The sequence below is a fragment of the Tolypothrix campylonemoides VB511288_2 genome (assembly GCF_045999855.1).
Lineage (GTDB): Bacteria > Cyanobacteriota > Cyanobacteriia > Cyanobacteriales > Nostocaceae > Scytonema > Scytonema bouteillei_A.
In genome coordinates this window covers 554,602-576,096 of record NZ_JBFPMW010000002.1, presented here as the reverse complement: position 1 = coordinate 576,096, position 21,495 = coordinate 554,602, and the positions used below count along the sequence as shown (strand labels likewise).

21 protein-coding genes are annotated in these 21,495 nt (G+C 40.3%); 13 read left to right on the top strand and 8 right to left on the bottom strand.

Annotation, left to right across the window (positions count from 1 at the left end; all coding sequences use genetic code 11):
• Nucleotides 1–471: 471 nt before the first annotated feature.
• Both AB0756_RS06935 and AB0756_RS06930 read left to right on the top strand, forming a co-directional pair.
• Entirely contained in the window at nt 472–1,605 is a 1,134-nt protein-coding gene (locus tag AB0756_RS06935; RefSeq protein WP_038084830.1) for a sensor histidine kinase, read from the top strand.
• Nucleotides 1,602–2,276, top strand: coding sequence for a response regulator transcription factor (locus AB0756_RS06930; protein WP_038084829.1), 675 nt, complete (start codon nt 1,602–1,604; stop codon nt 2,274–2,276). The genes AB0756_RS06935 and AB0756_RS06930 overlap by 4 nt, the downstream gene beginning before the upstream one ends.
• A 134-nt stretch (nt 2,277–2,410) precedes the next feature.
• Here the strand turns inward: AB0756_RS06930 and AB0756_RS06925 are convergent, their stop codons facing one another.
• Both AB0756_RS06925 and AB0756_RS06920 read right to left on the bottom strand, forming a co-directional pair.
• The gene (locus AB0756_RS06925; RefSeq protein WP_038084827.1) at nt 2,411–4,438 is read right to left on the bottom strand and encodes an AAA-like domain-containing protein; all 2,028 of its coding nucleotides are present in this window, start codon (nt 4,436–4,438) and stop codon (nt 2,411–2,413) included.
• A gap of 357 nt (nt 4,439–4,795) precedes the next feature.
• Nucleotides 4,796–6,118, bottom strand: a complete 1,323-nt coding sequence (locus AB0756_RS06920) for a proton extrusion protein PcxA (protein WP_038084826.1) — start codon at nt 6,116–6,118, stop codon at nt 4,796–4,798.
• A gap of 176 nt (nt 6,119–6,294) precedes the next feature.
• Here AB0756_RS06920 and AB0756_RS06915 point away from each other — a divergent pair, with 176 nt between their 5' ends.
• Entirely contained in the window at nt 6,295–8,601 is a 2,307-nt protein-coding gene (locus AB0756_RS06915) for a hypothetical protein (RefSeq protein WP_038084823.1), read from the top strand.
• 31 nt (nt 8,602–8,632) lie between these two features.
• The gene (gene msrA / locus AB0756_RS06910) at nt 8,633–9,286 is read left to right on the top strand and encodes a peptide-methionine (S)-S-oxide reductase MsrA (protein ID WP_038084958.1); all 654 of its coding nucleotides are present in this window, start codon (nt 8,633–8,635) and stop codon (nt 9,284–9,286) included.
• A 38-nt stretch (nt 9,287–9,324) separates the two neighbouring features.
• Here the strand turns inward: msrA and AB0756_RS06905 are convergent, their stop codons facing one another.
• Nucleotides 9,325–9,789 carry a ribbon-helix-helix protein, CopG family gene (locus tag AB0756_RS06905; RefSeq protein ID WP_038084822.1) on the bottom strand — a complete coding sequence of 155 codons (465 nt, stop codon included), beginning with the start codon at nt 9,787–9,789 and terminating at the stop codon, nt 9,325–9,327.
• A 117-nt stretch (nt 9,790–9,906) separates the two neighbouring features.
• Here AB0756_RS06905 and AB0756_RS06900 point away from each other — a divergent pair, with 117 nt between their 5' ends.
• From AB0756_RS06900 to AB0756_RS06890, 3 genes are all read left to right on the top strand, one after another.
• The gene (locus AB0756_RS06900; RefSeq protein ID WP_038084821.1) at nt 9,907–10,155 is read left to right on the top strand and encodes a hypothetical protein; all 249 of its coding nucleotides are present in this window, start codon (nt 9,907–9,909) and stop codon (nt 10,153–10,155) included.
• A 2-nt stretch (nt 10,156–10,157) separates the two neighbouring features.
• Nucleotides 10,158–10,475: a hypothetical protein gene (locus AB0756_RS06895; protein ID WP_038084820.1), complete on the top strand. Its 318-nt coding sequence runs from the start codon at nt 10,158–10,160 to the stop codon at nt 10,473–10,475.
• An 86-nt stretch (nt 10,476–10,561) separates the two neighbouring features.
• Nucleotides 10,562–10,768, top strand: a complete 207-nt coding sequence (locus tag AB0756_RS06890; RefSeq protein WP_038084818.1) for a hypothetical protein — start codon at nt 10,562–10,564, stop codon at nt 10,766–10,768.
• Nucleotides 10,769–11,094: 326 nt separating this feature from the next.
• Here the strand turns inward: AB0756_RS06890 and AB0756_RS06885 are convergent, their stop codons facing one another.
• Complete coding sequence (locus tag AB0756_RS06885) at nt 11,095–12,231, bottom strand: cob(I)yrinic acid a,c-diamide adenosyltransferase (RefSeq protein ID WP_038084956.1); 1,137 nt, start codon at nt 12,229–12,231, stop codon at nt 11,095–11,097.
• Between the two features lie 221 nt (nt 12,232–12,452).
• On the opposite strand from AB0756_RS06885, the gene fraC reads away from it, so the two are divergent.
• From fraC to AB0756_RS06870, 3 genes are all read left to right on the top strand, one after another.
• The gene (gene fraC, locus AB0756_RS06880) at nt 12,453–12,998 is read left to right on the top strand and encodes a filament integrity protein FraC (protein WP_038084816.1); all 546 of its coding nucleotides are present in this window, start codon (nt 12,453–12,455) and stop codon (nt 12,996–12,998) included.
• 80 nt (nt 12,999–13,078) lie between these two features.
• Nucleotides 13,079–14,107 carry a septal junction protein FraD gene (gene fraD / locus AB0756_RS06875; protein WP_038084815.1) on the top strand — a complete coding sequence of 343 codons (1,029 nt, stop codon included), beginning with the start codon at nt 13,079–13,081 and terminating at the stop codon, nt 14,105–14,107.
• Nucleotides 14,108–14,215: 108 nt separating this feature from the next.
• Nucleotides 14,216–14,995, top strand: coding sequence for an ABC transporter permease (locus AB0756_RS06870; RefSeq protein ID WP_038084813.1), 780 nt, complete (start codon nt 14,216–14,218; stop codon nt 14,993–14,995).
• Between the two features lie 242 nt (nt 14,996–15,237).
• On the opposite strand, the gene AB0756_RS06865 is transcribed toward AB0756_RS06870, so the two are convergent.
• Complete coding sequence (locus tag AB0756_RS06865; RefSeq protein WP_038084811.1) at nt 15,238–15,891, bottom strand: pentapeptide repeat-containing protein; 654 nt, start codon at nt 15,889–15,891, stop codon at nt 15,238–15,240.
• Nucleotides 15,892–16,203: 312 nt separating this feature from the next.
• A complete protein-coding gene (locus tag AB0756_RS06860) occupies nt 16,204–16,881 on the bottom strand; it encodes a response regulator transcription factor (protein ID WP_038084809.1) in 678 nt (225 codons plus the stop codon).
• Nucleotides 16,882–16,978: 97 nt separating this feature from the next.
• Between AB0756_RS06860 and AB0756_RS06855 the strand changes: the two genes are divergently transcribed.
• A complete protein-coding gene (locus AB0756_RS06855; RefSeq protein ID WP_050046370.1) occupies nt 16,979–18,718 on the top strand; it encodes a CHASE3 domain-containing protein in 1,740 nt (579 codons plus the stop codon).
• Nucleotides 18,719–18,880: 162 nt separating this feature from the next.
• On the opposite strand, the gene AB0756_RS06850 is transcribed toward AB0756_RS06855, so the two are convergent.
• On the bottom strand, nt 18,881–19,459 hold the full coding sequence (locus AB0756_RS06850) for a DUF981 family protein (RefSeq protein WP_072040799.1): 579 nt from the start codon (nt 19,457–19,459) through the stop codon (nt 18,881–18,883).
• Between the two features lie 151 nt (nt 19,460–19,610).
• Between AB0756_RS06850 and AB0756_RS06845 the strand changes: the two genes are divergently transcribed.
• Nucleotides 19,611–20,312, top strand: coding sequence for a bacteriorhodopsin (locus tag AB0756_RS06845; RefSeq protein WP_050046369.1), 702 nt, complete (start codon nt 19,611–19,613; stop codon nt 20,310–20,312).
• Between the two features lie 118 nt (nt 20,313–20,430).
• Complete coding sequence (gene purN, locus AB0756_RS06840; protein ID WP_050046368.1) at nt 20,431–21,108, top strand: phosphoribosylglycinamide formyltransferase; 678 nt, start codon at nt 20,431–20,433, stop codon at nt 21,106–21,108.
• 28 nt (nt 21,109–21,136) lie between these two features.
• On the opposite strand, the gene AB0756_RS06835 is transcribed toward purN, so the two are convergent.
• A complete protein-coding gene (locus tag AB0756_RS06835; RefSeq protein ID WP_038084806.1) occupies nt 21,137–21,469 on the bottom strand; it encodes a hypothetical protein in 333 nt (110 codons plus the stop codon).
• Nucleotides 21,470–21,495 lie beyond the last annotated feature (26 nt).

Genomic DNA, 21,495 nt, shown 5'->3' with positions numbered 1-21,495 from the left:
CAGGAAAAACTCATCGTTTTTTTTAAGAGAGATATTAGATTGTAATTATAGGCAAAAAACAAATTTATCTCATACAGATTCAAAAAAAGCTCGCGACATATACCTCACCTGCTCTCTCTGCCTGCTCTCCCCCTTACTAAGGCTATGCATTAGTCAAATCTTTCTTTACAATCTTGAAACCCTTGGATAAAATCCATTCTGGACACTGAAATTTTCAGTAAGCTTGACAAAATGGCACTTATTCGTCTCGCAAAAATCTCATTTTCATTGAAAATGAATAACGAACGAATAAGGGTTAGAAAAAATGTGAGTAATTACTCTCGTAAATGTTAAGAAAGATTTGGGTAATAGATAGCTTACTGAGGTGAGGCTTGGGGAGAGGTCTTATTCATAGAGCGTATTCTTTTTTAAAATTGATATTAGCTTGACTTATGAAATTCAGATTAAAATATAGAGAGATAAGTTACTCCCATGATTTTTTTAGACAAATTAAAGCGAAAATTACCCAGAGTTATTGGTGAGAGGATCGATCCTTCATCGCTACAATTTCGCCTAACTGTTGAAATCATTGTTATCTTTACAGTGGGATTTAGCAGTTTTACAATGTGGATGGGTTGGGAAATCAAACAGTTTCTCATAATGAACGATCGACAATATAGTGTTTGTTATGATAATCAGAGGCTGTTGATTGCGATTCAAAATGTGGGAACTGTAAGCGTTCTGATATTTATTACGACCGCAATTCTCACGTTTATATTCATCAGGCGATCGCTCTTCCCGTTACGACAAATGAATCAGTGGGTAATAACTTACGGTGCAGAACTGAAACAATATCCATCTCAGTTACGTAGGACACCTAGCGAAGTGAAAGCACTCGCTCAAACTTGGAATGAATTGTTAGCAAGACTTTCAGAAGTGAAAGAACAACAGCAACAATTTACCAACGACTTAGCGCACGAGTTACGGACTCCTCTAAGCATGGTTTATGCATATTTACAAAGAACTTTGCAACGCAGTCAAAATCTGACAGAATCGCAGAAAGAATCTTTGGCGATGGCTGTTTCGGATGCAGAACGAATGACTTATATCTTACAAGATTTACTTGAATTAGCACGAGCAGGTAGCAATGCAATGCCCTTGCAAGCGAAACCACTGATCTTAAATGATGCGATCGCAGATATAGTGCAAATGGCAGAAAAGTTTGACCATCGGGCAATCCAGCTAAAACTTGCCTCGTTTCCGATTAAAGTAAAAGCAGAACGGGATCGGCTCATGCAGGTGTTATACCATTTGATTGATAATGCGTTTCAATATTCGGATGTGGGAGAGACAGTGACAGTGCAACTGGGTTGGGTAAATGGTTGGGCAGTGATTCAAGTGAGCGACAAGGGCTGTGGTATTCCCTTGTCCGAACAAGCCCGTATTTTTGAACCCTTTTACCGAGTCGATCCATCCCGTACCCGTTCGACTGGAGGAACGGGCTTGGGTCTACCGATAGTAAAACGCCTTGTGGAGAGTATGGGGGGTAATGTTGGTATTTGCTCGGAACCCGGTCATGGTAGCACCTTTATTTTAAAATTACCTGCATTGGGAGAAAAAATATGACAGCACATATCCTCCTGGTAGAAGATGAAGTTAAACTGGCACGATTTGTCGAATTGGAACTTAACAGCGAAGGATACAAAGTCAGTGTCGCCCATGATGGTATTACTGGTTTGACCTTAGCGCGGGAATCTTCACCAGATTTAGCAATTTTAGATTGGATGTTACCTGGGTTATCGGGCTTGGAACTTTGTCGGCGTTTGCGTGCGACTGGAAACAAAGTACCAGTGATTTTGCTGACAGCAAAAGATGAAGTCAGCGATCGCGTCGCCGGTTTAGATGCGGGTGCTGATGATTATGTAGTCAAACCTTTCAGTATTGAGGAATTGTTAGCCAGAATTCGCGCCCATTTGCGTCGCACTCAAGAAACAGAAGAAGAGTGGTTGCAGTTTGAAGACTTAAAGCTCAATCGCACCACACGTGAAGTTTTTCGAGGCAATCGAGCCATTGAGCTAACAGCAAAAGAGTTTGATTTATTGGAGTATCTCCTCAGCCATCCCCGTCAAGTATTTACCAGAGACCTCATTCTAGAGAAAGTTTGGGGCTATGATTTCATGGGAGATTCCAATATTATTGAAGTTTATGTCCGCTACCTGCGTCTTAAGCTTGAAGAAAATAATGAAAAGCGTTTGATTCATACCGTGCGTGGGGTGGGATATGCCTTACGAGAGTAGTAGGACAAATTTAACAGCAGTTATCAATGATCACATAAAGAAACTACAGCATTATTTTCTTGTGGTACGGGTGTCCTCATGCATTGGTATTGGGACACCCGTACCACAAGAACTGAGATTTTTCTCAATTATCCTTAGCTCGGTCTTGGAAAATGCAGTACGTGCGGAGTCGCTGGAACTCCTGCGTTTAAAGGAGAATTGAGATGAACGCGATCGCGTCCTTGCCTTTTTGCTTGAAACAGTGCTTCTTCAGCAGAATTTATCAGTAAATCTGGTGAATTGTCAGAACCTGGCATGATAGATGCAACTCCAACGCTGATGCTTAATACTTCAGATGGCAATCCGTCGATACCCGGTAAGTTGTATGGAATTCCCAATGCTTTCACGCTATCTCGCATACTTTCCCCAAGTTGCAGCACTTCCATGGAATTCACGTAGGGCAATATAGCTGCAAATTTTGTACCCCCATAACGCAGCAGGCTGGATTGCTTTTGCTGAATGCACTGACTTATGGCACTGGCAATCTGTTGCAAAGCAGCATCTCCAGACACATAACCGTGTGTATCGTTGTACCACTTAAAATAATCGACTTCACATACAATCAGTGACAGGAGTAAAAACTCTTTTCTCCATTGCTGCCAAGACGCTTCAAGAGATTGCTTGATATAGGTACGACTGACACTTTGAAGTTGTGGCTCAACTTTGTTTGAAAGTTTGACTGGTTGTTTTTCCAGAGTTAATAGTTGCTGTGGAGCATCTGTATGTTTTTCTGTCAGTTGTTGGTTAAAATAAAGGCGATATAGCTGACAACTTGGTTTTGCTTGATTGCCATCTAGTTGAATTAAACCCATGCTTTCTAATTTGAAGGCAGTCAGGGCATCTAAACGCACGCTTTCTTCAGTACTCACAACTTTTAAAAGTGCTGAGGCTAGTTCCGGTTGTTCTTGCACCAGCGCCAAATGATTTCTCAAATGGTTGCTGTAAATACCAGCTGCTGTTGGAGATGTTTCCAACAACCGATTTAATGTCATTTCTTTACGATACAAATGATAAAATGCCAAGTTAATTAAATAGGGATGTCCCCCTACCATAACCATCAATTGTTGGCAGGCTTTGCTATCAATCCAATTCAATCCATAACGTGATGCTAAATCTTGCACTTCCTCTAATGTAAACTGAGGCAGCTTAATTGACAGCCCAACATTAAAAGGAGATTGATTAATTTTGAGAGGAATGTGTATTTCGGTAGAATGAACTATCACCAACCGTAGGTTTTGCCAAATTTCTACCGTCCGTCCCACTTCATGCCAAAATCGCAGCATGGACAAAAAATCATTGGCAATTTGGAGATGCTCAAAAAGTCTGTTAACTTCATTTAATGCTAAAACAATGGGAGCATTGATTTGTTCGAGCACATATTCCTCAAAATAAATTTTACAGCTAACCTTGCTCCCCATGTCTTCATCCCAGTAATCATCAAGCTTGTTGTTTAGGTTTAACTGTCTGCTAACATTGGCGCAAAACCAGCGCAAAAATTTATCGAGGGATGTAAATAGAGTTTCGTCTGTCTCCTGAAAGTCTATATAAGCAATTTTATATCTATCATTTTGGGCACAAGCTATCATGCGGTTGAGGAGCGAACTCTTGCCCATCTTTCTAGGGGCTTTAATACGGATAAGACATCCCGGTTTGCTAATCTCCTTGTATGCCAGTTCTTCTATCCGCAGGCGATTAACGTAGAGCGAAGAGTTTAGGGGGACAGGTCCACCAGGGTACTCTATCTCTTCTGCCTTTGTATTTGTATATTTTTTTTCTTTATAAAAAGCATTATTTCCCACAGAATTTGCAGCTTTATTCTCGGGTGCTGTTTGTTTAAAGCTTTGCTGCGTGCTCTCCTTGGGCTCTCCTTGGTTTTGCTGATACCGTGCTAAAACAAGATGTAAATTTTTCTTGGTTACCCTTTGACCTATCGCTTCTGACAGGTCATGCCACAATTGAGAGCCAACCTCTTTGAAGTAATTGCTACCGTAGCCAGAGTCTTGCGCCATTTCACCATAACCTTTTCCCTGCCATGATTGGCGCAAAATAACTTGTTCAATGGGGCTAAGCTGTCTAGATAGTAATACTTGCTCGACAATATCTAGAACTATATCGTCATTCATTTATTATGATTGGTGTATTTTTACTGAGATTTTTATATTACAATCCTATGACAGCTGCGTACTTTAACGCAAGCTGTGGAATATCTACTGAGATATTACACGACTTAAGTCATTATGCTTCGCTTATCGAACCCATTAAGTTATTAGGCTTTTTTATGTTATTTTAGCGTTTCTGCTTATTCATATAAAGTTATCTCATGTTTTTCTTGAACGACAATTGATACTTCTGTCTCTAGGTAGATTTCTATATTTAAACTTAGAATTTTTTAACTTTAATATTAACCGCTCAAGAATTGTAGCTATCAATACTATAAATGGTTAGCAGTTCCCCTACGAACCACTAACCCCCAATCAATTCTATTCATTCATATTGTGATAAGTAGCTACAGCAGAAGGAGAGATGCGATTTAAGTAGCGGAATATCCAGTATTTAAATATAGTATCTAAGATGACTGGAAATGTAGCAATAAAGAGAAAGATGAAATCATGATTGGCTGGCAATCCCCAGTGCCGCGATATACCTTCTAGAATGACTTCCCAACCGTGAGGAGAGTGGAATCCTACAAAGATATCAGTAAATAGGATGATGATAAAAGCTTTAGCACTATCACTTAGACCGTAGACAACATGGTCAAAGAAATCTTTCAGCACTGCAATTTCTCGCTTGCTTGTCAGCAATAGCCAAGTGAAGGCAACGATCGAGAATATATCTGCAAAAACATTTTTGATAGCATTTCCACTTTCATGCTGATATTCTTCAGCAATTTCACGAGCCTTATCTTTCACCTCTAGTTCCATTTGCTCTTGAGACAAGGGTTCATGCTTACCAAGCAAACTATTAAATTTTATACGTTCTTCAAACCTTTCAAGTTCTGTCAGTGCCTCCTCTTCCATTTCATAGTTGAGAAATATTTTTGCTTGTTCGGAATGTTTGCTAAAGTAAGATTCAACAACAGGTCCCACAAACAAAGCTTTTGATATTTGATGGGTTAAAATAGGAACTATGATGAGAAGTAAAAGAAACCTAACGGAGATTATGGTTCTTTTTTGAGTGTTACGGAAATTTTTAACAACATCTTGTTCTGCATTTGGATCTAACTCAATTTGCAAACGAGTGATCGTGTTAAAAATCGACCGAGGTAGCACTCCAGTGGTATTGGTCTTACTCCGAGCACTGTTATCTAATTTATTTTTTGGTGTATTTTGCAGTTTGGTTTGATTTAAAGAAGGTTCTACTGGTACAATTGTACTCTGAGGTGATAGAGTGTTGGGTATTACTTCATCAGGCTTAAAAGAATTGTATTTTGTTGTGACTTCATCAATAAAGTTAAGTTTTTCTAAAATAAGTGAAGGAGATGAGTATTCAATACCTACTTGCTTTGCAGTTTTTTGATTGGATTCATCCAGGAAAAAACGGCTAAACTTAAATTCTGTTAACCGCATCCGAATGATTTTTAATTGTCTTTTCAATTCTGACTCAAAATAGTCCATAACACTACCGCTATGCCTAGTAGAGTCGAAGTTAATTTTATTACCATTAAAATGCTCGTCTTCTATTGCCTTGATTTGCAAAGCAGCTTTATATGCCTTATCTAGAGAACGCTCTGAGGTTTGTAAGTAACGGTAGTAAGCCCTCAGTAGAAAAGGGTAGATCTTTTGGCGATAAACAGAGTTAATCATTTTTGCCAGCAGTTATCTAACATTGTTTTATATCTCTTAAACTTACGTTAACGTATAGTCCCCATAAATTAGGAGTTGGGGTTAGGGACTCAGGAAATCCCTAATGCTTATTTTCATTCCTTCTGGTACACGCAGTTCACGGTTGTCATTGTATCTTTCTCTAAAGAAGGTGGTTTGTGATTTCAAATTCTCTATGGATAACGGGTCCCAGTCGAAGTGGTAAAACAAGTCGCTTGGTAGAGCAGTTTTGCCATTGGGTCTTTAGTACAAATAGCAGCAAGAGACATTATACGAAAACTCAAGAACGAAAAAATAGCAACAACTCGCCAAAACGCCTTTATCCCCAACAATCAGAACTAGGCGTGTTAGTCCTAGCAGCCAATAATGAGAATCGACGGGATTTTACCGATAAACTTGTGAGCGTAACTGAGGGGAAATACCCAGTACGCGGTAAGACTCCTCTTGGCTTTATTCAAGATGAAGTCATTTTATTTTGGCCATTGCTGATCGAGTCGTTACAATTGAAAGCTCAATTCCCAGTGCGACTGCGTCCAGAAACAGAGCAGGAATTAGCAACAAAACTTTGGCGATCGCAATTCAATGAGGAGATACTGCGTCAGGTAGGTATTAATGAGTACCGATTGGTACGCCGCATTCTGGATACACTGCAATTAGCAGCATATAGCGGGACAAATTTTGCAGAAATTGAGAATATATTATCCCGCTCGCTTGCCAATCAAGAAAGTATAAATTTAAACCCGGAATTAGTAGCCTCCTTATTACTGAACTGGCGCAACTGGTGTTTGGAAAGGGGCTTTTTGACCTATGGAATTATGACAGAACTGTACAGCCAGCACTTGCTACCACAGACTCGTTACCAGGAAGCGCTCTTCAGACGTTACCAAGCTGTTTTAGCGGATGACGTGCAAGATTACCCAGCTGTGGCACGTCAACTGTTTGAGGTATTGTTGGAAGGAGGTGCAGTAGGAGCTTTTAGTTTCAATCCCGAAAGTGTGGTACGTTTGGGATTGGGAGCAGATCCCAGTTATTTGCAACAGTTATCAGCCCGTTGTCAGCAAGAAATTTTGACTCAGTTTCCCCTTCAATCTCTTGCATATAGTTTGGGGACACAAATCCAAGAAATAGCTATCGAGTCGGCAGGATTGCTAAGCTTACCAGAAGCAGTGCAGTCAATTCAAACAACTTCTCGCTCTCAATTATTGCGGCAAACAGCAGAAGAGATTGTCCGTGCTATTAAAGAAGAACAAGTACAGCCCAAAGACGTGGCGATTGTTGCACCAGGTTTGGATGCGATCGCCCGTTACACCCTTGTAGAAATTCTCACCAAGCAAAATATTCCCGTCGAATTCCTCAACGATCAACGTCCTCTAATGAGTTCTCCCAATATTCGGGGTTTACTGACAGTTTTAGCCTTTGTCTACCCTGGTTTGGGACGCTTGGTAGATAGGGATGCAGTAGCAGAAATGTTAGTTGTGTTAAGCAAGGGAGGAGAGGAGGAGAGAGCAAACGCGGAGTCCCCCGTCGCCTCCTCCTCTCGCATTGACCCAGTACGAGCGGGATTAATAGCAGATCACTGTTTTGTACCCCATCCCGAGCATCCCAACTTACTTCCCGTAACAGCATTCGATCGCTGGGATAGATTGGGATATTCAGCAACGACAGCTTACAGTCAGATATTGCAGTGGTTGGAAGAACAGCGAAAGCAACAGGAATTGCGTTTGATTCCCAGCCCGATTTCCCTTTTAGATAGAGCTATTCAGCGTTTTTTATGGAATGGCAGCAATCTTCCCTACGACCAGCTAGCAGCGTTGCGCGAACTGTTAGAAACAGCCCAACACTATTGGGAAATCGATACGCGACTGCGACAGTTTTCCCCCACTTCCCTCTCTATTCCCCAAGAAAGTTCCGAGTCCCCACTCCCCCTACTCTCCACTCCCTATCACCCCTTATCCCCAGAGGGGACCTCACTTTCCCCAATCGCTGAATTCATACAACTACTACGACGCGGTACAATTACTGCCAACCCCTACCCCATGCGTCCTGTGGGACTCCAATCCAACGCTGTCACCTTAGCAACAATCTTCCAATATCGTTCTTCTAGGCGATCGCATCGCTGGCATTTTTGGTTAGACGCAGGTTCTCCCTTATGGGAGAAAGGCGGTGCAGCCACTTTATTTGGTGCGCCATTCTTCCTGAGAGATAGAATGGGACAGCCTTGGACGGCAGAAGATGAAAAATTAGCAGATGAACAACGATTGCAAAGAATCTTGGCAGATTTACTTGCCCGAGTTTCTGAAAAAATTTATCTATGCCATAGCGATCTTGCTGTGAACGGACAAGAGCAATTAGGTCCCTTACTGTCCCTAGTTAATGCTTGTGTTCCTCTTGTCAGTAGTGTAGCAATGCAGGAAACCCACACCTACCCTGTAGAGTGGGATAGTTTACAATATGAACTTAAGTAAAGGAATTTATGAGAAATTAGAATCAAGAGCAATGGTTTTATTTGGATTTGGTAAAAAATCAAGCCTTCCCACTCCCGACCAAGCATTACCCGGACGGGCAGAAGAAATGCCAGTACCCAGTCAGCACTATGTGTTAGGTAACCCACTCAAACCACCCTTTCCAGAAAGTATGGAGATGGTAATTTTCGGTATGGGTTGCTTTTGGGGAGCAGAACGGAAATTTTGGCAACTAGAAGGAGTTTATACCACTGCAGTTGGTTATGCTGCGGGAATTACTCCCAATCCCACTTATAAAGAAGTTTGTAGTGGAATGACCGGTCACAATGAAGTTGTGTTAGTAGTTTACGATCCAAAGGTTATCAACTACTCTCAGTTGCTAAAAGTTTTTTGGGAAAATCACAATCCCACTCAAGGAATGCGTCAGGGTAACGATGTTGGGACTCAATATCGTTCGGGAATTTATGTCTATTCTGAAGACGACAAAAAACTAGCAGAAGCATCTCTTAATGCTTACCAAGAAGCCCTGAACAAGTCCGGTTATGGCAAAATTACGACGGAAATCCTTGAAGCTCCCAAGTTTTACTACGCGGAAGCTTACCATCAGCAATATCTTGCTAAAAACCCCAATGGATATTGTGGATTGGGAGGAACGAACGTTGCTTGTCCTGTAGGAGTTAGTGGTTAGTGGTTAGTGGTTAGTGGTTAACCACTAACCACTAACCATCAGATCTGAAAATCTTCGCTAATCTCTTGAAGTATTTCTTTAAGTTGAGCCATCGCGTCATCTGATAGCTGCGATCCCCCATCCAGTTCAATTTGCACTTTGAATTTTAGCTCGCTACCATCTGCTGCATTTTCCAATTCTACAACTCTTTGAGCCAACTCTTGAAGTTCTTGGGGTTGCAAGTAAGCTGCTGTTAAGCGCACATTTCCCTTCGGTTTAACTTCCCCTCCATTGGTTCGGTATTGAGCAGATGAATCTGAAACTCCAGGCTGTTTCACTGTCGCATCATTCCTTACCTGGACTTTCAGTTGACGACTTTTTCCTTCAGCTTGAGATGGTTTAAGCCTTTGTTTGAGAATTAACACCGCCATTTGAGACAAAGAACGCTCTTCTGCGTCTGCTAATTTTTGCAGAGCTTCCTTGTCATCTTCTTCTATATAGAGAGTCACAGTTACTTTAGCCATTTTCCCATCATAGGCTCTGTTGCGTGTTTTGAGGGTAAACACACAACAAAACATAAAAGCACACAAAAGTTGTGTTATTCTAATTTCTATCAATCCTTCATTAAAAGTCAAAAGCCAATGCTCGGCTTTCTACAGCTCGCACTGACTTTTGACCTCCCTATTCCAGGAGAATTTTTAATGATAAAACCTGTTGGTTGCCAAACTGATGGGTACAGGGGCTATCTCCAAGCTTTAAGTGACTTTGATATCAAACGAGTGACTGCTCCTAAGATGAGGAGCGACAAGCTTCCCAACTTTTTTAAGAAGTCAGGAATTTGGACGAACTTGAACCGTATCAACAGTCATTTAATTGCTAAGAAAATCTAATTATGAATCCTCGCCCTCTGACTCAGCAAGAGCTAGATTTAATCCGATTCTATAGTTGTTGTCAACTAGGAATGACGCCTACTCAATTTTACGCCAAATGGCAAGTGAGCTATGAAATGATAGCTCAAATTTGCTCGCGATCGCCTTCGACTGTGAAAGGCTGGTTTTCTCATGGTTCCAACTACCGCAGTCCCAAGCCTTCAGATTTACGCCATCTTGCTTTAATGGATTTCCTGTTGGAACACTTTGACGAGCTTCCTCCCGAACTCCTAATCGAACTTTGTTTTCCCAATATCAGCACGGACAAGAGCAAAGAGTAAAAAAAAGCAAGTCCATTTTGAAATGTCTTTTTCAGACATCCTCACGTAAGCTTGCTTCAGTTCAAAAATATTGTCAAGACAATTTTATGACATACGCAGACAAATTAAGCCCCTGGTGTCTGGTTCGGCTTCAAGCCAATATGCAGAATGAAGTCGTTGCTCGGTTTCGTCGCCGCAACGATGCAGAAGCACACTTGCAGATCGTGAAAAGGCTAACTGGAGGCGGAAATTTTACCATCATGTTCAACCCAGTCTTAGAATTGCAAGAACAAATCCCTGCTCGTAAAGGATAAAGAATAAAGGATAAAGGATGAAAGTTAACCCTTCATCCTTTATCCTTCAGTTATCTTTCCTTTTTTTTGTAGTGAAAATAGTGGTAAACATCATGAGAAAACCACCTAAGAGAATTGCGATCGCAATTCCTCCTGTTATCCAATCAAGTGTGTTGTTGTCCATATCACTAGAAAATGTTAGTTATACATTGCTAATAGCTAATAGCTAATAGCTAATTGAAGCAGAACCATTAGTTAATAGCTAATAGCTAATTGAAGCAGAACTATTAACCATTAGCCATTAGCCATTAGCTATTAGCCATTAGCCATTAGCTATTAGCCATTCATTAAAAATCTACCCCACGCTTGAGTTCTACACCTTGATTGGCATAATGTTTGTGGCAATAAACCTCAGAGTGTGTACTAGCCAAGTCAAAGTACGCGGGCTGATGTTGACATCGACCGGTGATAATGACTTCGGTATCGCGTGGTTTTCGGAGTAGAGCTTGAACAATAGGTTCAATCGGTAACAGTTCTAAATCTACAGTTGGATTGAGCTCGTCAAGAATAATGGTTTTGTACAAACCCGATGCGATCGCCGTCTTGGCAATTTCCCAACCACGTTCGGCTTCTACGTAATCTAATTGTTGGCGGGAGTTACGCCAAACAATGGCATCTCGACCACAGCGTTGATGGTCTACAACTTCTGGATATGACTTTTGTAAAGCAGCTATGGCAGCATCTTCTGTGTATCCAGTACCCCCTTTGAGCCACTGCATAATTAATACACGAGTAGAGCCTGGATGGTTGATGCCCCTACCAATTGCTTTTAAAGCTTTTCCCAAGGCACTCGTAGACTTGCCTTTACCCGCTCCAGTGTAAATTTCAATACCTTTTATTCCTTGTAATTTTGCTGTTGGATGAACTTGAGGTTTCATCTCTGAGTGCAAATCCGCAATATCGAGTAACTGTTGTGGTGCAGCACGTCCAGTGGCAATAATTTCTAATTCTTGTGGCTTGGATTTTAACGTCTGAACAACTTCATCAACAGGAAGCAAACCTAAATCCAGGACCGGGTTAATTTCGTCTAGAACAACAACTGAATACAAACCAGAAGCAATAGCACCCTTAGCAACATCCCAACCCCGTGCTGCTTCAGCGCGATCGTAAGCTGTAATTTCATCGGGACCAAAAAATTCTGCTCTGCCGGTACGCACTTGATCGATGAGGTGGGGAAATCCACTTTGTAATGCGGCAATAGCCCCATCTTCATCATAATCTCGTTCTGGACCTTTAAGAAACTGTAGTAATAAAACACGGTTAGAATTGTTTCGTGCATTAATTCCCAAGCCAATAGAGCGTAAAACGACTCCCAGTGCAGCTTGTGACTTGCCCTTTCCCGCGCCGTCATAAACATGAATCTGACCTGTTAGTCGTGAGGAACGCAATTGTGCTGTCCGGATACCGATGCCGTTTCTTGTCATCTCGTAAAAAGCTGTAACGTCGCAGTCTTCTATATTACACAAGGTTTTGTCTAATTGTATGTGGAAGCTTGAGTGTTGCAGAATATCGAGATATATAAAGAAAAGCAACAAAGACAGATTGGGACAAAAAGATGGTAAAAGAAGAATAAAATAATTACCTCTATCAGAATTCAGTATAGACGGTATACTTTCTGAGGTTACACCTTACCTATCACTCTTATATGTTTGAACTTCCCGAATTCCCACTTCCCAGGATTTTCCCTTTTGGCGCAATTCTGTTCAATTTCTTATTTTTACTGGTAGCTATTCCTCTAGAATCCTTCATTTTAAATTCCAGATTAAGATTTGATAGAAAAACGAGTGTTTTCTATGCTATCGCCATCAATCTTTTTTCTAATGTCATTGGTTGGGTCGTATTTTTCTTTTCAGAGCCAGTACTACCGATACGGATAAAATCGGAACTCATTAACTATATTTTCTTCGATCGCTTGCAGTCAGCTAATATTCAATCTTTAATTATCTTAACAGCGTTTATTATTTTCTTTGGGACTTTCATAGTCAAATATATCTTGTTAAGAATCTTGCTTTTGTCACTAGCAGAATTTGGAAAAGCACCACCAAAAGAACCCGTAGTAGAGCGAAACTCAAGTCGTGCCCAAAAAAGCAAATTGCAGAATTCAAATGTAGTCACCAGCATCCTAATAGCCAATGCACTCAGCTACAGTTTTATAGTTGCTGTTTTATTTATTCGTTCGCTCGATCTCTAAGAGCTAGGACTGGGAACTAGTATACGCAGGCAAAAGGAAAAACTAATTTATCGGTCGCTAATGACTGAGAGGGAAAAAATATGCAGATAGTTAGAGATTTATTTGGTGTATTCAATGTTGTTGGAGATATTTATGAACGAATAAAGAAAATAGTCATTCCGCCAAAAGCATATTCCTGGCAGACATTAATTTATTTGAGTATTTTTTCTTGGTTCATGTCATCCATGTCTACAGGCTTTATAAAAGATACGATTGCCTTTTGCGGTTGGATCTTCTTAATTTTGGGAACTGCTTGGTATACAACGGATAGTCCAATACTCATTCCCAGCACTAATATGCCTGTAGGGGCTGTGATCACCGGATTTTTAGTCAGCGTTTTTGCTTTCGGTCATGACGAAACTATATTGACAACCAGAACAATAGTTCTTTGGCCAACAATTTCAGCAATTATTACTGCAATACCAGAATTTTTTGAAGGAACTGGTACAGAAGCCAAAACACTGATTCCCAAAATAGAAGACCGTCAAAAGATTATCATTTTAATTGGTAGCTGTGCCGTCATCAGTTGCTGGTTGCAATTTTACTTTGTAACGGAAAACTGGTTGAATGAGTACCCCAGTTTAGAGGTAGATAATTACCAAGGCAGTGCTTTTGTCAGTAGAATAGAACCACCAGAGAGAATCCCGAGAAATGGCGTTGTTATTTTAGATAAGCTTGCACCTCAAATAGAACAGCAATTAAATGAACAACCTTGGTCTCAAGTAGAACAATGGCTTCTTAATTCTAGACAAAACGTGGGTAGACTTGGCAGACAAGTCATTGAAACCAATTTGGCAAAATATGAAGAGAAAGCTTTATGGGTTGTGGAACCGCGTGTAACGAATCTCAAGTCAGGTTACAAACTCGACTTACTTAGTATTTGGATGGGACCTAGTTCCACCCCTCGTGGGTATTATCTAAGAAAGACCTGCCAAATAGACCCTGTTGCAAAAATTGGGAATACTAGAAGCAGAGTTGCTGATAAACCTGATGAAAAAAATACATTGGCAGAAGTGAATTGTGAAGGGAAAACATCATTCTTCGCAGGTTCACCTCCACCTCAACAATGACGAAGATTTAGGGGTTAGTTGTTAGTCGTTAGTAGCAACTAACTCATTACCATTAACCACCAACAGCTAACCACTAACCACTAATTACTGATGACTAAATAAATTTTTATGAATTTCAATAGGGTTTTTGTACTAGCAAATAACGTGTTTCGAGAAGTGGTGCGCGATCGCATTCTTTATATTGTATGCTTTTATACTATAGTATTGGGGATTGCCATCCGTTTACTTCCTGATTTTGCCGCAGCAACAGAGGACAAAATGTTTTTGGACTTTGGCTTGGCGGCGATGAGCATCCTTGGGTTGATTGTTGCCATATTTGTTGGCACGGGACTGGTTAACAAAGAAATTGAAAAACGCACTATTTTAGTACTTATTGCCAAGCCTGTTAGCCGAAGTGAATTTATTACGGGAAAATACTTAGGCTTGCTTATGGTGTTAGCCGTATTGATGGCTGCCATGACAGTAATTTACTTGATATTTTTGCACATGGGCCATATTTCCTATCCAATAGTCAGCATTCTTGTAAGTACTATTTTTCTATTTTTTCAGCTATCGTTAATGGCAGCGATCGCAGTTACCCTAGGTGTGTTTACCAGTTCCATTCTGGCTACAGCATTAACATTTGCAATTTACCTAGCAGGTAATATCACTCAAGATTTACTTCAACTGGGTCGTCTCAGTCAGAACCCTAGTATAGAACGTATAACTCAAGCTTTATACTTAGTGTTACCAGATTTATCTCGATTAGATTTGAAAAATGACGCTGTTTATGGATTTGGGGCGCTACCCGACCCAATAACGCTATTACTAAATGCTGGATACGGCTTGCTATACACTATGATGCTGTTGTTCATAGCTATTTTTAGCTTTTCACAAAGGGAATTTTGACTAGTACAGTACGGCGTAAATAAGGCAACCATGAGTAACAGATAAAAAGCGGAAATTAGCGATCGATAAAGAGAGAAGGTGGGGAAACGAATTCTACCCTGTTCCCCCTGTCTACCTTGTCTCTTGCCCCTGAAACTTTACTAACCAATAAAGAGAGAAGGTGGGGGAACGAATTCTACCCTGTTCCCCCTGTCTACCTTGTCTCTTGCCCCTGAAACTTTGCACCCTGAGATTTAAATAAACTAAAAGAATAATTGTGGGTAATGAATTGTACCATCTGGCATAATCGTACCGTGTAGCTTTGCACTTGTAAGATTTGTCTCCCAGAGATTGGCCTCACTTAAGTTTGCCTCTATTAAATTTGCCCACGTAAGATCTGCGCCCGTTAAATTGGCTTGATTTAAATTTGCTTCCAGCAAAATTGCCCCGCAAAGCTTTGCCCCTGAAAGATTTGCCCTAACCAAATTGGATTCAATCAGTGATGCTTCAATTAAGCTAGCTTCACTAAGATCGGCTTCACTTAAATCTGCATCACATAAAGATGTTGACCATAGATTACTACGACATAATTTTACTCTCCATAAGAAGGCCCCACACAAATTTGCTTGCTGCAAATTTGCGCCGCTTAAATTTGCTTCGCATAGAGAAGCTTCGTATAAATAAGCATCTTGCAAGTTCGCTTCTTGCAAATTTGCACCACTTAAATTGGCACCAGTGAGGATTGCCCCACTGAGGTTTGCACCACGTAAATCAGTTCCTATCAAGTGAATTCCACTTAAATCCACTGCTCTTAAGTCAATTCCACTTAAGTTGCATCCACTCAAATCCCTTCGATGAAAACACGTATCTGTAATTTGGTTGAGAATAAATTCCTGTTTTTCAGCAAAGTTTCTCATGGTATGACCTCTGGGTGTGTAAATACCTCCACGGGAGATACTTAACAATTACTGCATCTCTGAGATTACACCGCAAACGGAGACAAGCTGGGTAAAGAATCTAAAAAAATTGGAGAAAATTTCGGGAAAAATTCGGGAAGACCGTAAAATAGGCAGTCTATGTCTTTTTGATGTCAAAATATCCTGATAAAGGTCACAAAAACTTGATAAGCTTCTTCTTTGCGGAACGGGAATAAGGCTTTTGGTTGGCAATGCCCACCCAAATACGCTTATTTCAACGCCTTATGCCCTTAGTGTAGCCGCCTGATTTTCTTAAGAAACCTGCTTCATCCGATATCCCAATCCGTGAATTGTCTCAATCAAATCGTCTGGAGCTGCAACAGATCTGAGTTTCTGACGCAAAGCTTTGATATGAGCTTTGACTGTATCTTCCTCTGGAGGGTTTTCGCTGTTCCATAGGTTTTCCAAAATGACCGCACGGCTGAGAACTCTACGTCCATTCCGAAGTAAAAGTTCTAAAAGACTAAATTCTTTGGGTGTTAACTGTAAAGGGGCATTGAGATATGTTACTTCGTAGGTACTGGGATTTAGGTGCAAACTACCCCAGGTCAAAGTAGGTGTAGGGGCAAAACTCCCACGTCGTAATAAAGCACGAATGCGGGCTAATAATTCTTGCAAATCGAAAGGTTTGACAACGTAATCATCCGCACCAGCATCTAAACCGTTAATTTTATCGGTTCTTGTATCACAAGCTGTTAGCATGAGTATTGGCAAAGTATAGCCATGATGCCGCAAGCGCTGGCAGAGACTGATACCGTCTAGTAGGGGAAGCATAATATCTAGCAAAATCAGGTCGTAAGCTATAATCTTTATCTGTTTCCAAGCAGACTCCCCATCTTTCACTAAATCCACAACATAAAGCTGATCCGTTAACGCTTCACATAAAGCTTCCGCTAAACGCCCATTATCTTCTACAAGCAAAATTCGCATATCAACTACAAAGAAATTCTGAAAGAATCCTAATTCAAAAATTAGAAAGTGCTATCAATCATCATAGAAATTTTAGAGAGATCTTGCAGTGTTGTACATGAAGCGGTTGTTAGAAAGAAAAATTCTTATTGGTGGATTTGCCCTCGCAGTACTTATTCTCACTATTGTAAATACTATTTCGTATCAAAACACTGCAAAAGTTTTTACCACACAAAAACAAGTAGAGGCTTCCTATGAGGTGTTGCAAAAAGTTAGAGATATATTAACTACACTGCGAGATGCGGAAAGAGCAAGACGTGGTTATATTATTACAGGAAAAGAATCTTATCTAGAAACTTACGATACTGCTCTTAAAAGTATTAATACTGAACTCAGTGAAGCAAAAAATGCAACTTTTAATAATCAAAACCAACGTCACAGACTTAATCTTATTGAACCCCTGATAACGAAAAGAGTCAATTTAATTAAAACTTCAATTAAATTATACAAACAAAATCAATCAGATACAGAAACTCAAATAGCTTTGACCGATAAAGGTCTGCTGCTTCATGATGAAATTTGGCGGATTATTACTCAAATAGAAAACGAAGAGCAGCTACTATTACAGCATCGTAGGGCAGAGTCAGAAAAAAGTTTTCACTTCACAACTTTAATAACGATCGCAGGTTCCTGCTTTAGCTTTAGTCTATTGTTTTCTGTCTATTCACTCCTTCAGGCACAAATTAAAAAACGACAGCAGTTAGAAAGTGTTTTAAGAGAAAGCAAAAAACGATACCGAAAATTATTTGCAGTTAATCCACACCCTTTATGGGTTTACGATCTAGCAACTTTAAAGTTTTTAGTGGTCAATGAAGTTGCTGTTAAGCACTATGGTTATTCTCAAGCAGATTTCTTATCCATGACTGTTAAGAATATTTTGCCATCCGAAGACATAGAAAGTGTTATGAAGAGAATTTATCAACTCTCTCCGACAATCAAGCAAACAGCGATCGAGAGGCATAAGAAGCAAGATGGTACAATAATCGATGTTGAAGTCATTTCCCACGAACTGATTTTTCGAGGAAGATGTGCGAGGTTAGTACTGGCTCGGGATATTACTATAGAAAAACAAGCAAGAGAAGCAGAAGAAATACGGCGTAATTTAGAAAAAGAACTAGAATTGCAGGAATTGAAAACTCGCTTTTTTTCAATGGTATCCCATGAATTTCGTACTCCCCTAAGCACTATTTTGATTTCAACTCAAGTTTTAGAAAACTCCAAAGAATGGTCGGAAGAGAAAAAACGGAAAAATTTGCAACGCATTCAATCTTCAGCAAAAACAATGACACAACTATTGACGGATATTCTCACTCTGACAAGAGCCGAATCAGGAAAATTAGAGTTTAAACCTCATCCTCTAAATTTAGAAGATTTTTGTCACTCCATAGTGGAGGAAATTCAATTTAGTACGGGCACTCAACAAGATATTATTTTTATTCATCAATGTTTAGAAAAAATAGCTTGTATGGATGAAAAAATTCTGCGTTCAATTCTTACCAATCTACTTGATAATGCTATTAAATACTCGCCTCAAAATAGTAAGATATACTTTACTCTCACAAAGAATAGCGAACAAGCTATTTTTCAAATTCAAGACCGAGGAATTGGAATTAGTCAAGAAGAGCAAGAACAACTATACCAAGCTTTCCAAAGAGGTCAAAATGTGGGTGATGTACCGGGAACGGGATTGGGACTAGCGGTTGTGAAAAAATGTGTGGAGTTACATGGTGGTAGTATCAATGTTGAAAGTCAGCTAGAGGTTGGAACTACTTTTACAGTTTTACTTCCTTGGATGTAAGTAGGTCGGTGTTAAAAATTGTCGTCATGACAAGATAGATGGCAGATGATGAACACCCGACCATAAGGATTCATTCCAGGAAAGGGAGATGGCACAGTTAATTGCTGTAAATGTTGCATAAGAGAAGTCTAGCATTCCTTCATTGAAATTGGGCTTTGAATACTAAGGGGTTCTCATAGGTAATGGTTGCCAGTTTGAGTAGTCAGCCATATGACCCCAATAGGTTAAATACCCAGTTAAAGCAAAAATGAAAGCTGCTGCTATCAGAATAATTGTGCCAACTAACCTTAGAGTACGATTGGTACGTAAATAGAGTGTTGGTGCTGCAAAAATTCCAGCCAATCCTGTTAGGATAAATCCAATTCCTGTAAGCAAGGGACGTTTTGTTAAATCTAGATTAATAATACGTATACCAATTAAAAGAGCAGCAAGCCCTGCAAAAAATCCGTAAATAGCAATCGTAATTAAATCCCACCCTTGGGCTAGAGCTATGGAAGTAGCAATAAACAAAATTCCAAATAAAATAGTTGTTTCACCATAGGCAATATTGAAACTTCCTCGAACTGGCCAAGTAAAAGTCATGTGTAAGCCAGTCAAGAGTGCGATCGCTCCTGTTATACCAAAACCGGGAATCCAACGTTTTTGATTGGCTTGGTCCAAACCATAGTAAACGTAACTAGCAAGAAGAAACAGCCCTGCTACGAGATTTATTAACATTAAAGAGATGTAATTAATAAACACAATCTATCTTTCGGCACTGTTTGACCTGTATTTAAATATATAGGTTGGCTTTAATGAAATCTGCACCTAGAGATATTTTTCGCAATCAAAAATCTGACAAAATTTCAGATATCAACACAAAAATACATATTTATTAGGCTATAGACTTTGCATGACTCAAGCTTGGCTTTGGATTGGTGTCATTAGCATGGCACTGGGAAGTGTTTTTTTTGGATTTGGCGCACATAATGCCAAAAGCGAACGCTGGAAAATTTTGCACACGCTCAATTTTTTTATTTGCTTAATTGCGGCTGGGCTTTACTTAGCAATGGCATTGGGTTTGGGAGTTAATATTATTAACGATCGCCCTACCTACTGGGTGCGATTCCTAACTTGGTTTTTTTCAACGCCCCTTTTGCTACTGGATTTAACTTTTCTAGGAAGAACGAGTTTACCCATTACAGGTAGCTTGCTGGGAGCCAATGCCTATATGCTAGCGACTGGCTTTGTTGCTACAGTAACACCCAAGCCCATGAGTTACATTTGGTATGTAACGAGTTGTGCTGCATATCTAGCAATTGTTTATCTACTTGTAAAACCATATCGAGTTGAGGCTGAACGCCAACATCCGAGAGCGAAGCAAGCTTTCCGCAAGCTAGTAACGGTACATTTGGTATTATGGACACTTTATCCAATTGTATGGATTCTCAGCCCAGAAGGGTTTAGAGCCTTTGGTCAAGGTTCTGAGACAATGTTTTATACGCTGCTAGACATTGCTTCTAAAGTTGGTTTTGGTTTTCTCTCTTTGAACACTTTACACACTTTAGAACAGACAAGAGAATCAGTAAGAGAAACTCTAATGGCTAATGGCTAATGGCTAATGGCTAATGGTAAATTACAATTAGCTGTTAGCTATTAGCTATTAGCAAGTTTAGAGCAATTGCCAAACTCAGGTAAGATAATGTAGCGCAAATTACCCGCTCTACAGATTTATGAGTCAAAATTCCATAACTGACACGCTAGATGTTAGCTTGATTTCTCCAAGCATTACCAGTTACAAATCGATAGATGGTACTTTAAAACTGGGAATTATGGCTTCGGGAAATGGTAGTAATTTTGAAGCTATTGCTCAAGCAATTGACGATGGACGCTTATCTGCTAAAATTCAAGTTTTAATTTACAACAACCCCGATGCTTATGCTGCAGTACGAGCAGAAAAGAGGGGCGTACCTGTAGTACTTCTCAATCACCGCGACTACAAACGCCGTCAAGATTTGGACAGGCAAATCGTGCAGACTTTTCAGCAATACGGTGTGGAATGGATCGTTATGGCAGGTTGGATGCGACTGGCAACTTCTATTTTAATAGACGCTTTCCCTAACAGAATTCTTAATATTCATCCAAGCTTGTTGCCTAGTTTTAAGGGAGCGTATGCTATAGAAGCAGCACTTGCTGCGGGAGTAAAGATTGCTGGCTGTACGGTGCATCTTATTTGTTTGGAAATGGATAGCGGTCCCATTGTGATGCAAGCTGCTGTACCCGTGTTACCCGACGATACACCAGAAACACTTCACGCTAGGATTCAAGTGCAAGAGCATCGCATCTTACCAGATGCGATCGCTCTTGCCGCACTATCTCACAGTAATTTAAGGCGGAAGCCCACCAGTTAAAGGGAGAAAACCGAAAAGTTTTCTCCCTTTAACGTCCTTCAGGGGTGGGAGGAAGCCGTAGGCAGACGCCAGTCCGCTCAACGGGGGGAACCCTCCGTTCGCGTAGCGTGTCCGTTAGGACATAGTTTGCGGCTTGGGGGTTTCCCCCAAGCCGCAACTTCTCTTTGCACGCGGCTGGCTCCTTTAGCTGCCGTCCCCACCTTTCAACTAATTCGCTAATACTGACACCTTCAGACTCAGCCACTTGTTTCATTTTGTCCCAGGTACTAGGGGTGATCCATATTCCTTTTTGTATTTTGGTTTCTTCGTACAATAGCGGCTCATTTCTCTTAGCTTTTCTCTTTGGTCTAGAATTTGACATAGACTAGCTCCATGCATTAAGCTAAT

Coding starts and splice junctions, on each gene's coding strand:
- fraC (WP_038084816.1), top strand. CDS start 12,453: ATGTTTGAACTTCCCGAATTCCCACTTCCCAGGATTTTCCCTTTTGGC.
- AB0756_RS06895 (WP_038084820.1), top strand. CDS start 10,158: ATGAATCCTCGCCCTCTGACTCAGCAAGAGCTAGATTTAATCCGATTC.
- AB0756_RS06870 (WP_038084813.1), top strand. CDS start 14,216: ATGAATTTCAATAGGGTTTTTGTACTAGCAAATAACGTGTTTCGAGAA.
- AB0756_RS06925 (WP_038084827.1), bottom strand. CDS start 4,438: ATGAATGACGATATAGTTCTAGATATTGTCGAGCAAGTATTACTATCT.
- AB0756_RS06885 (WP_038084956.1), bottom strand. CDS start 12,231: ATGACAAGAAACGGCATCGGTATCCGGACAGCACAATTGCGTTCCTCA.
- AB0756_RS06890 (WP_038084818.1), top strand. CDS start 10,562: ATGACATACGCAGACAAATTAAGCCCCTGGTGTCTGGTTCGGCTTCAA.
- AB0756_RS06855 (WP_050046370.1), top strand. CDS start 16,979: ATGAAGCGGTTGTTAGAAAGAAAAATTCTTATTGGTGGATTTGCCCTC.
- AB0756_RS06920 (WP_038084826.1), bottom strand. CDS start 6,118: ATGATTAACTCTGTTTATCGCCAAAAGATCTACCCTTTTCTACTGAGG.
- fraD (WP_038084815.1), top strand. CDS start 13,079: ATGCAGATAGTTAGAGATTTATTTGGTGTATTCAATGTTGTTGGAGAT.
- AB0756_RS06930 (WP_038084829.1), top strand. CDS start 1,602: ATGACAGCACATATCCTCCTGGTAGAAGATGAAGTTAAACTGGCACGA.
- AB0756_RS06835 (WP_038084806.1), bottom strand. CDS start 21,469: ATGTCAAATTCTAGACCAAAGAGAAAAGCTAAGAGAAATGAGCCGCTA.
- AB0756_RS06905 (WP_038084822.1), bottom strand. CDS start 9,789: ATGGCTAAAGTAACTGTGACTCTCTATATAGAAGAAGATGACAAGGAA.
- AB0756_RS06860 (WP_038084809.1), bottom strand. CDS start 16,881: ATGCGAATTTTGCTTGTAGAAGATAATGGGCGTTTAGCGGAAGCTTTA.
- AB0756_RS06865 (WP_038084811.1), bottom strand. CDS start 15,891: ATGAGAAACTTTGCTGAAAAACAGGAATTTATTCTCAACCAAATTACA.
- purN (WP_050046368.1), top strand. CDS start 20,431: ATGAGTCAAAATTCCATAACTGACACGCTAGATGTTAGCTTGATTTCT.
- AB0756_RS06845 (WP_050046369.1), top strand. CDS start 19,611: ATGACTCAAGCTTGGCTTTGGATTGGTGTCATTAGCATGGCACTGGGA.
- AB0756_RS06900 (WP_038084821.1), top strand. CDS start 9,907: ATGCTCGGCTTTCTACAGCTCGCACTGACTTTTGACCTCCCTATTCCA.
- AB0756_RS06935 (WP_038084830.1), top strand. CDS start 472: ATGATTTTTTTAGACAAATTAAAGCGAAAATTACCCAGAGTTATTGGT.
- msrA (WP_038084958.1), top strand. CDS start 8,633: ATGGTTTTATTTGGATTTGGTAAAAAATCAAGCCTTCCCACTCCCGAC.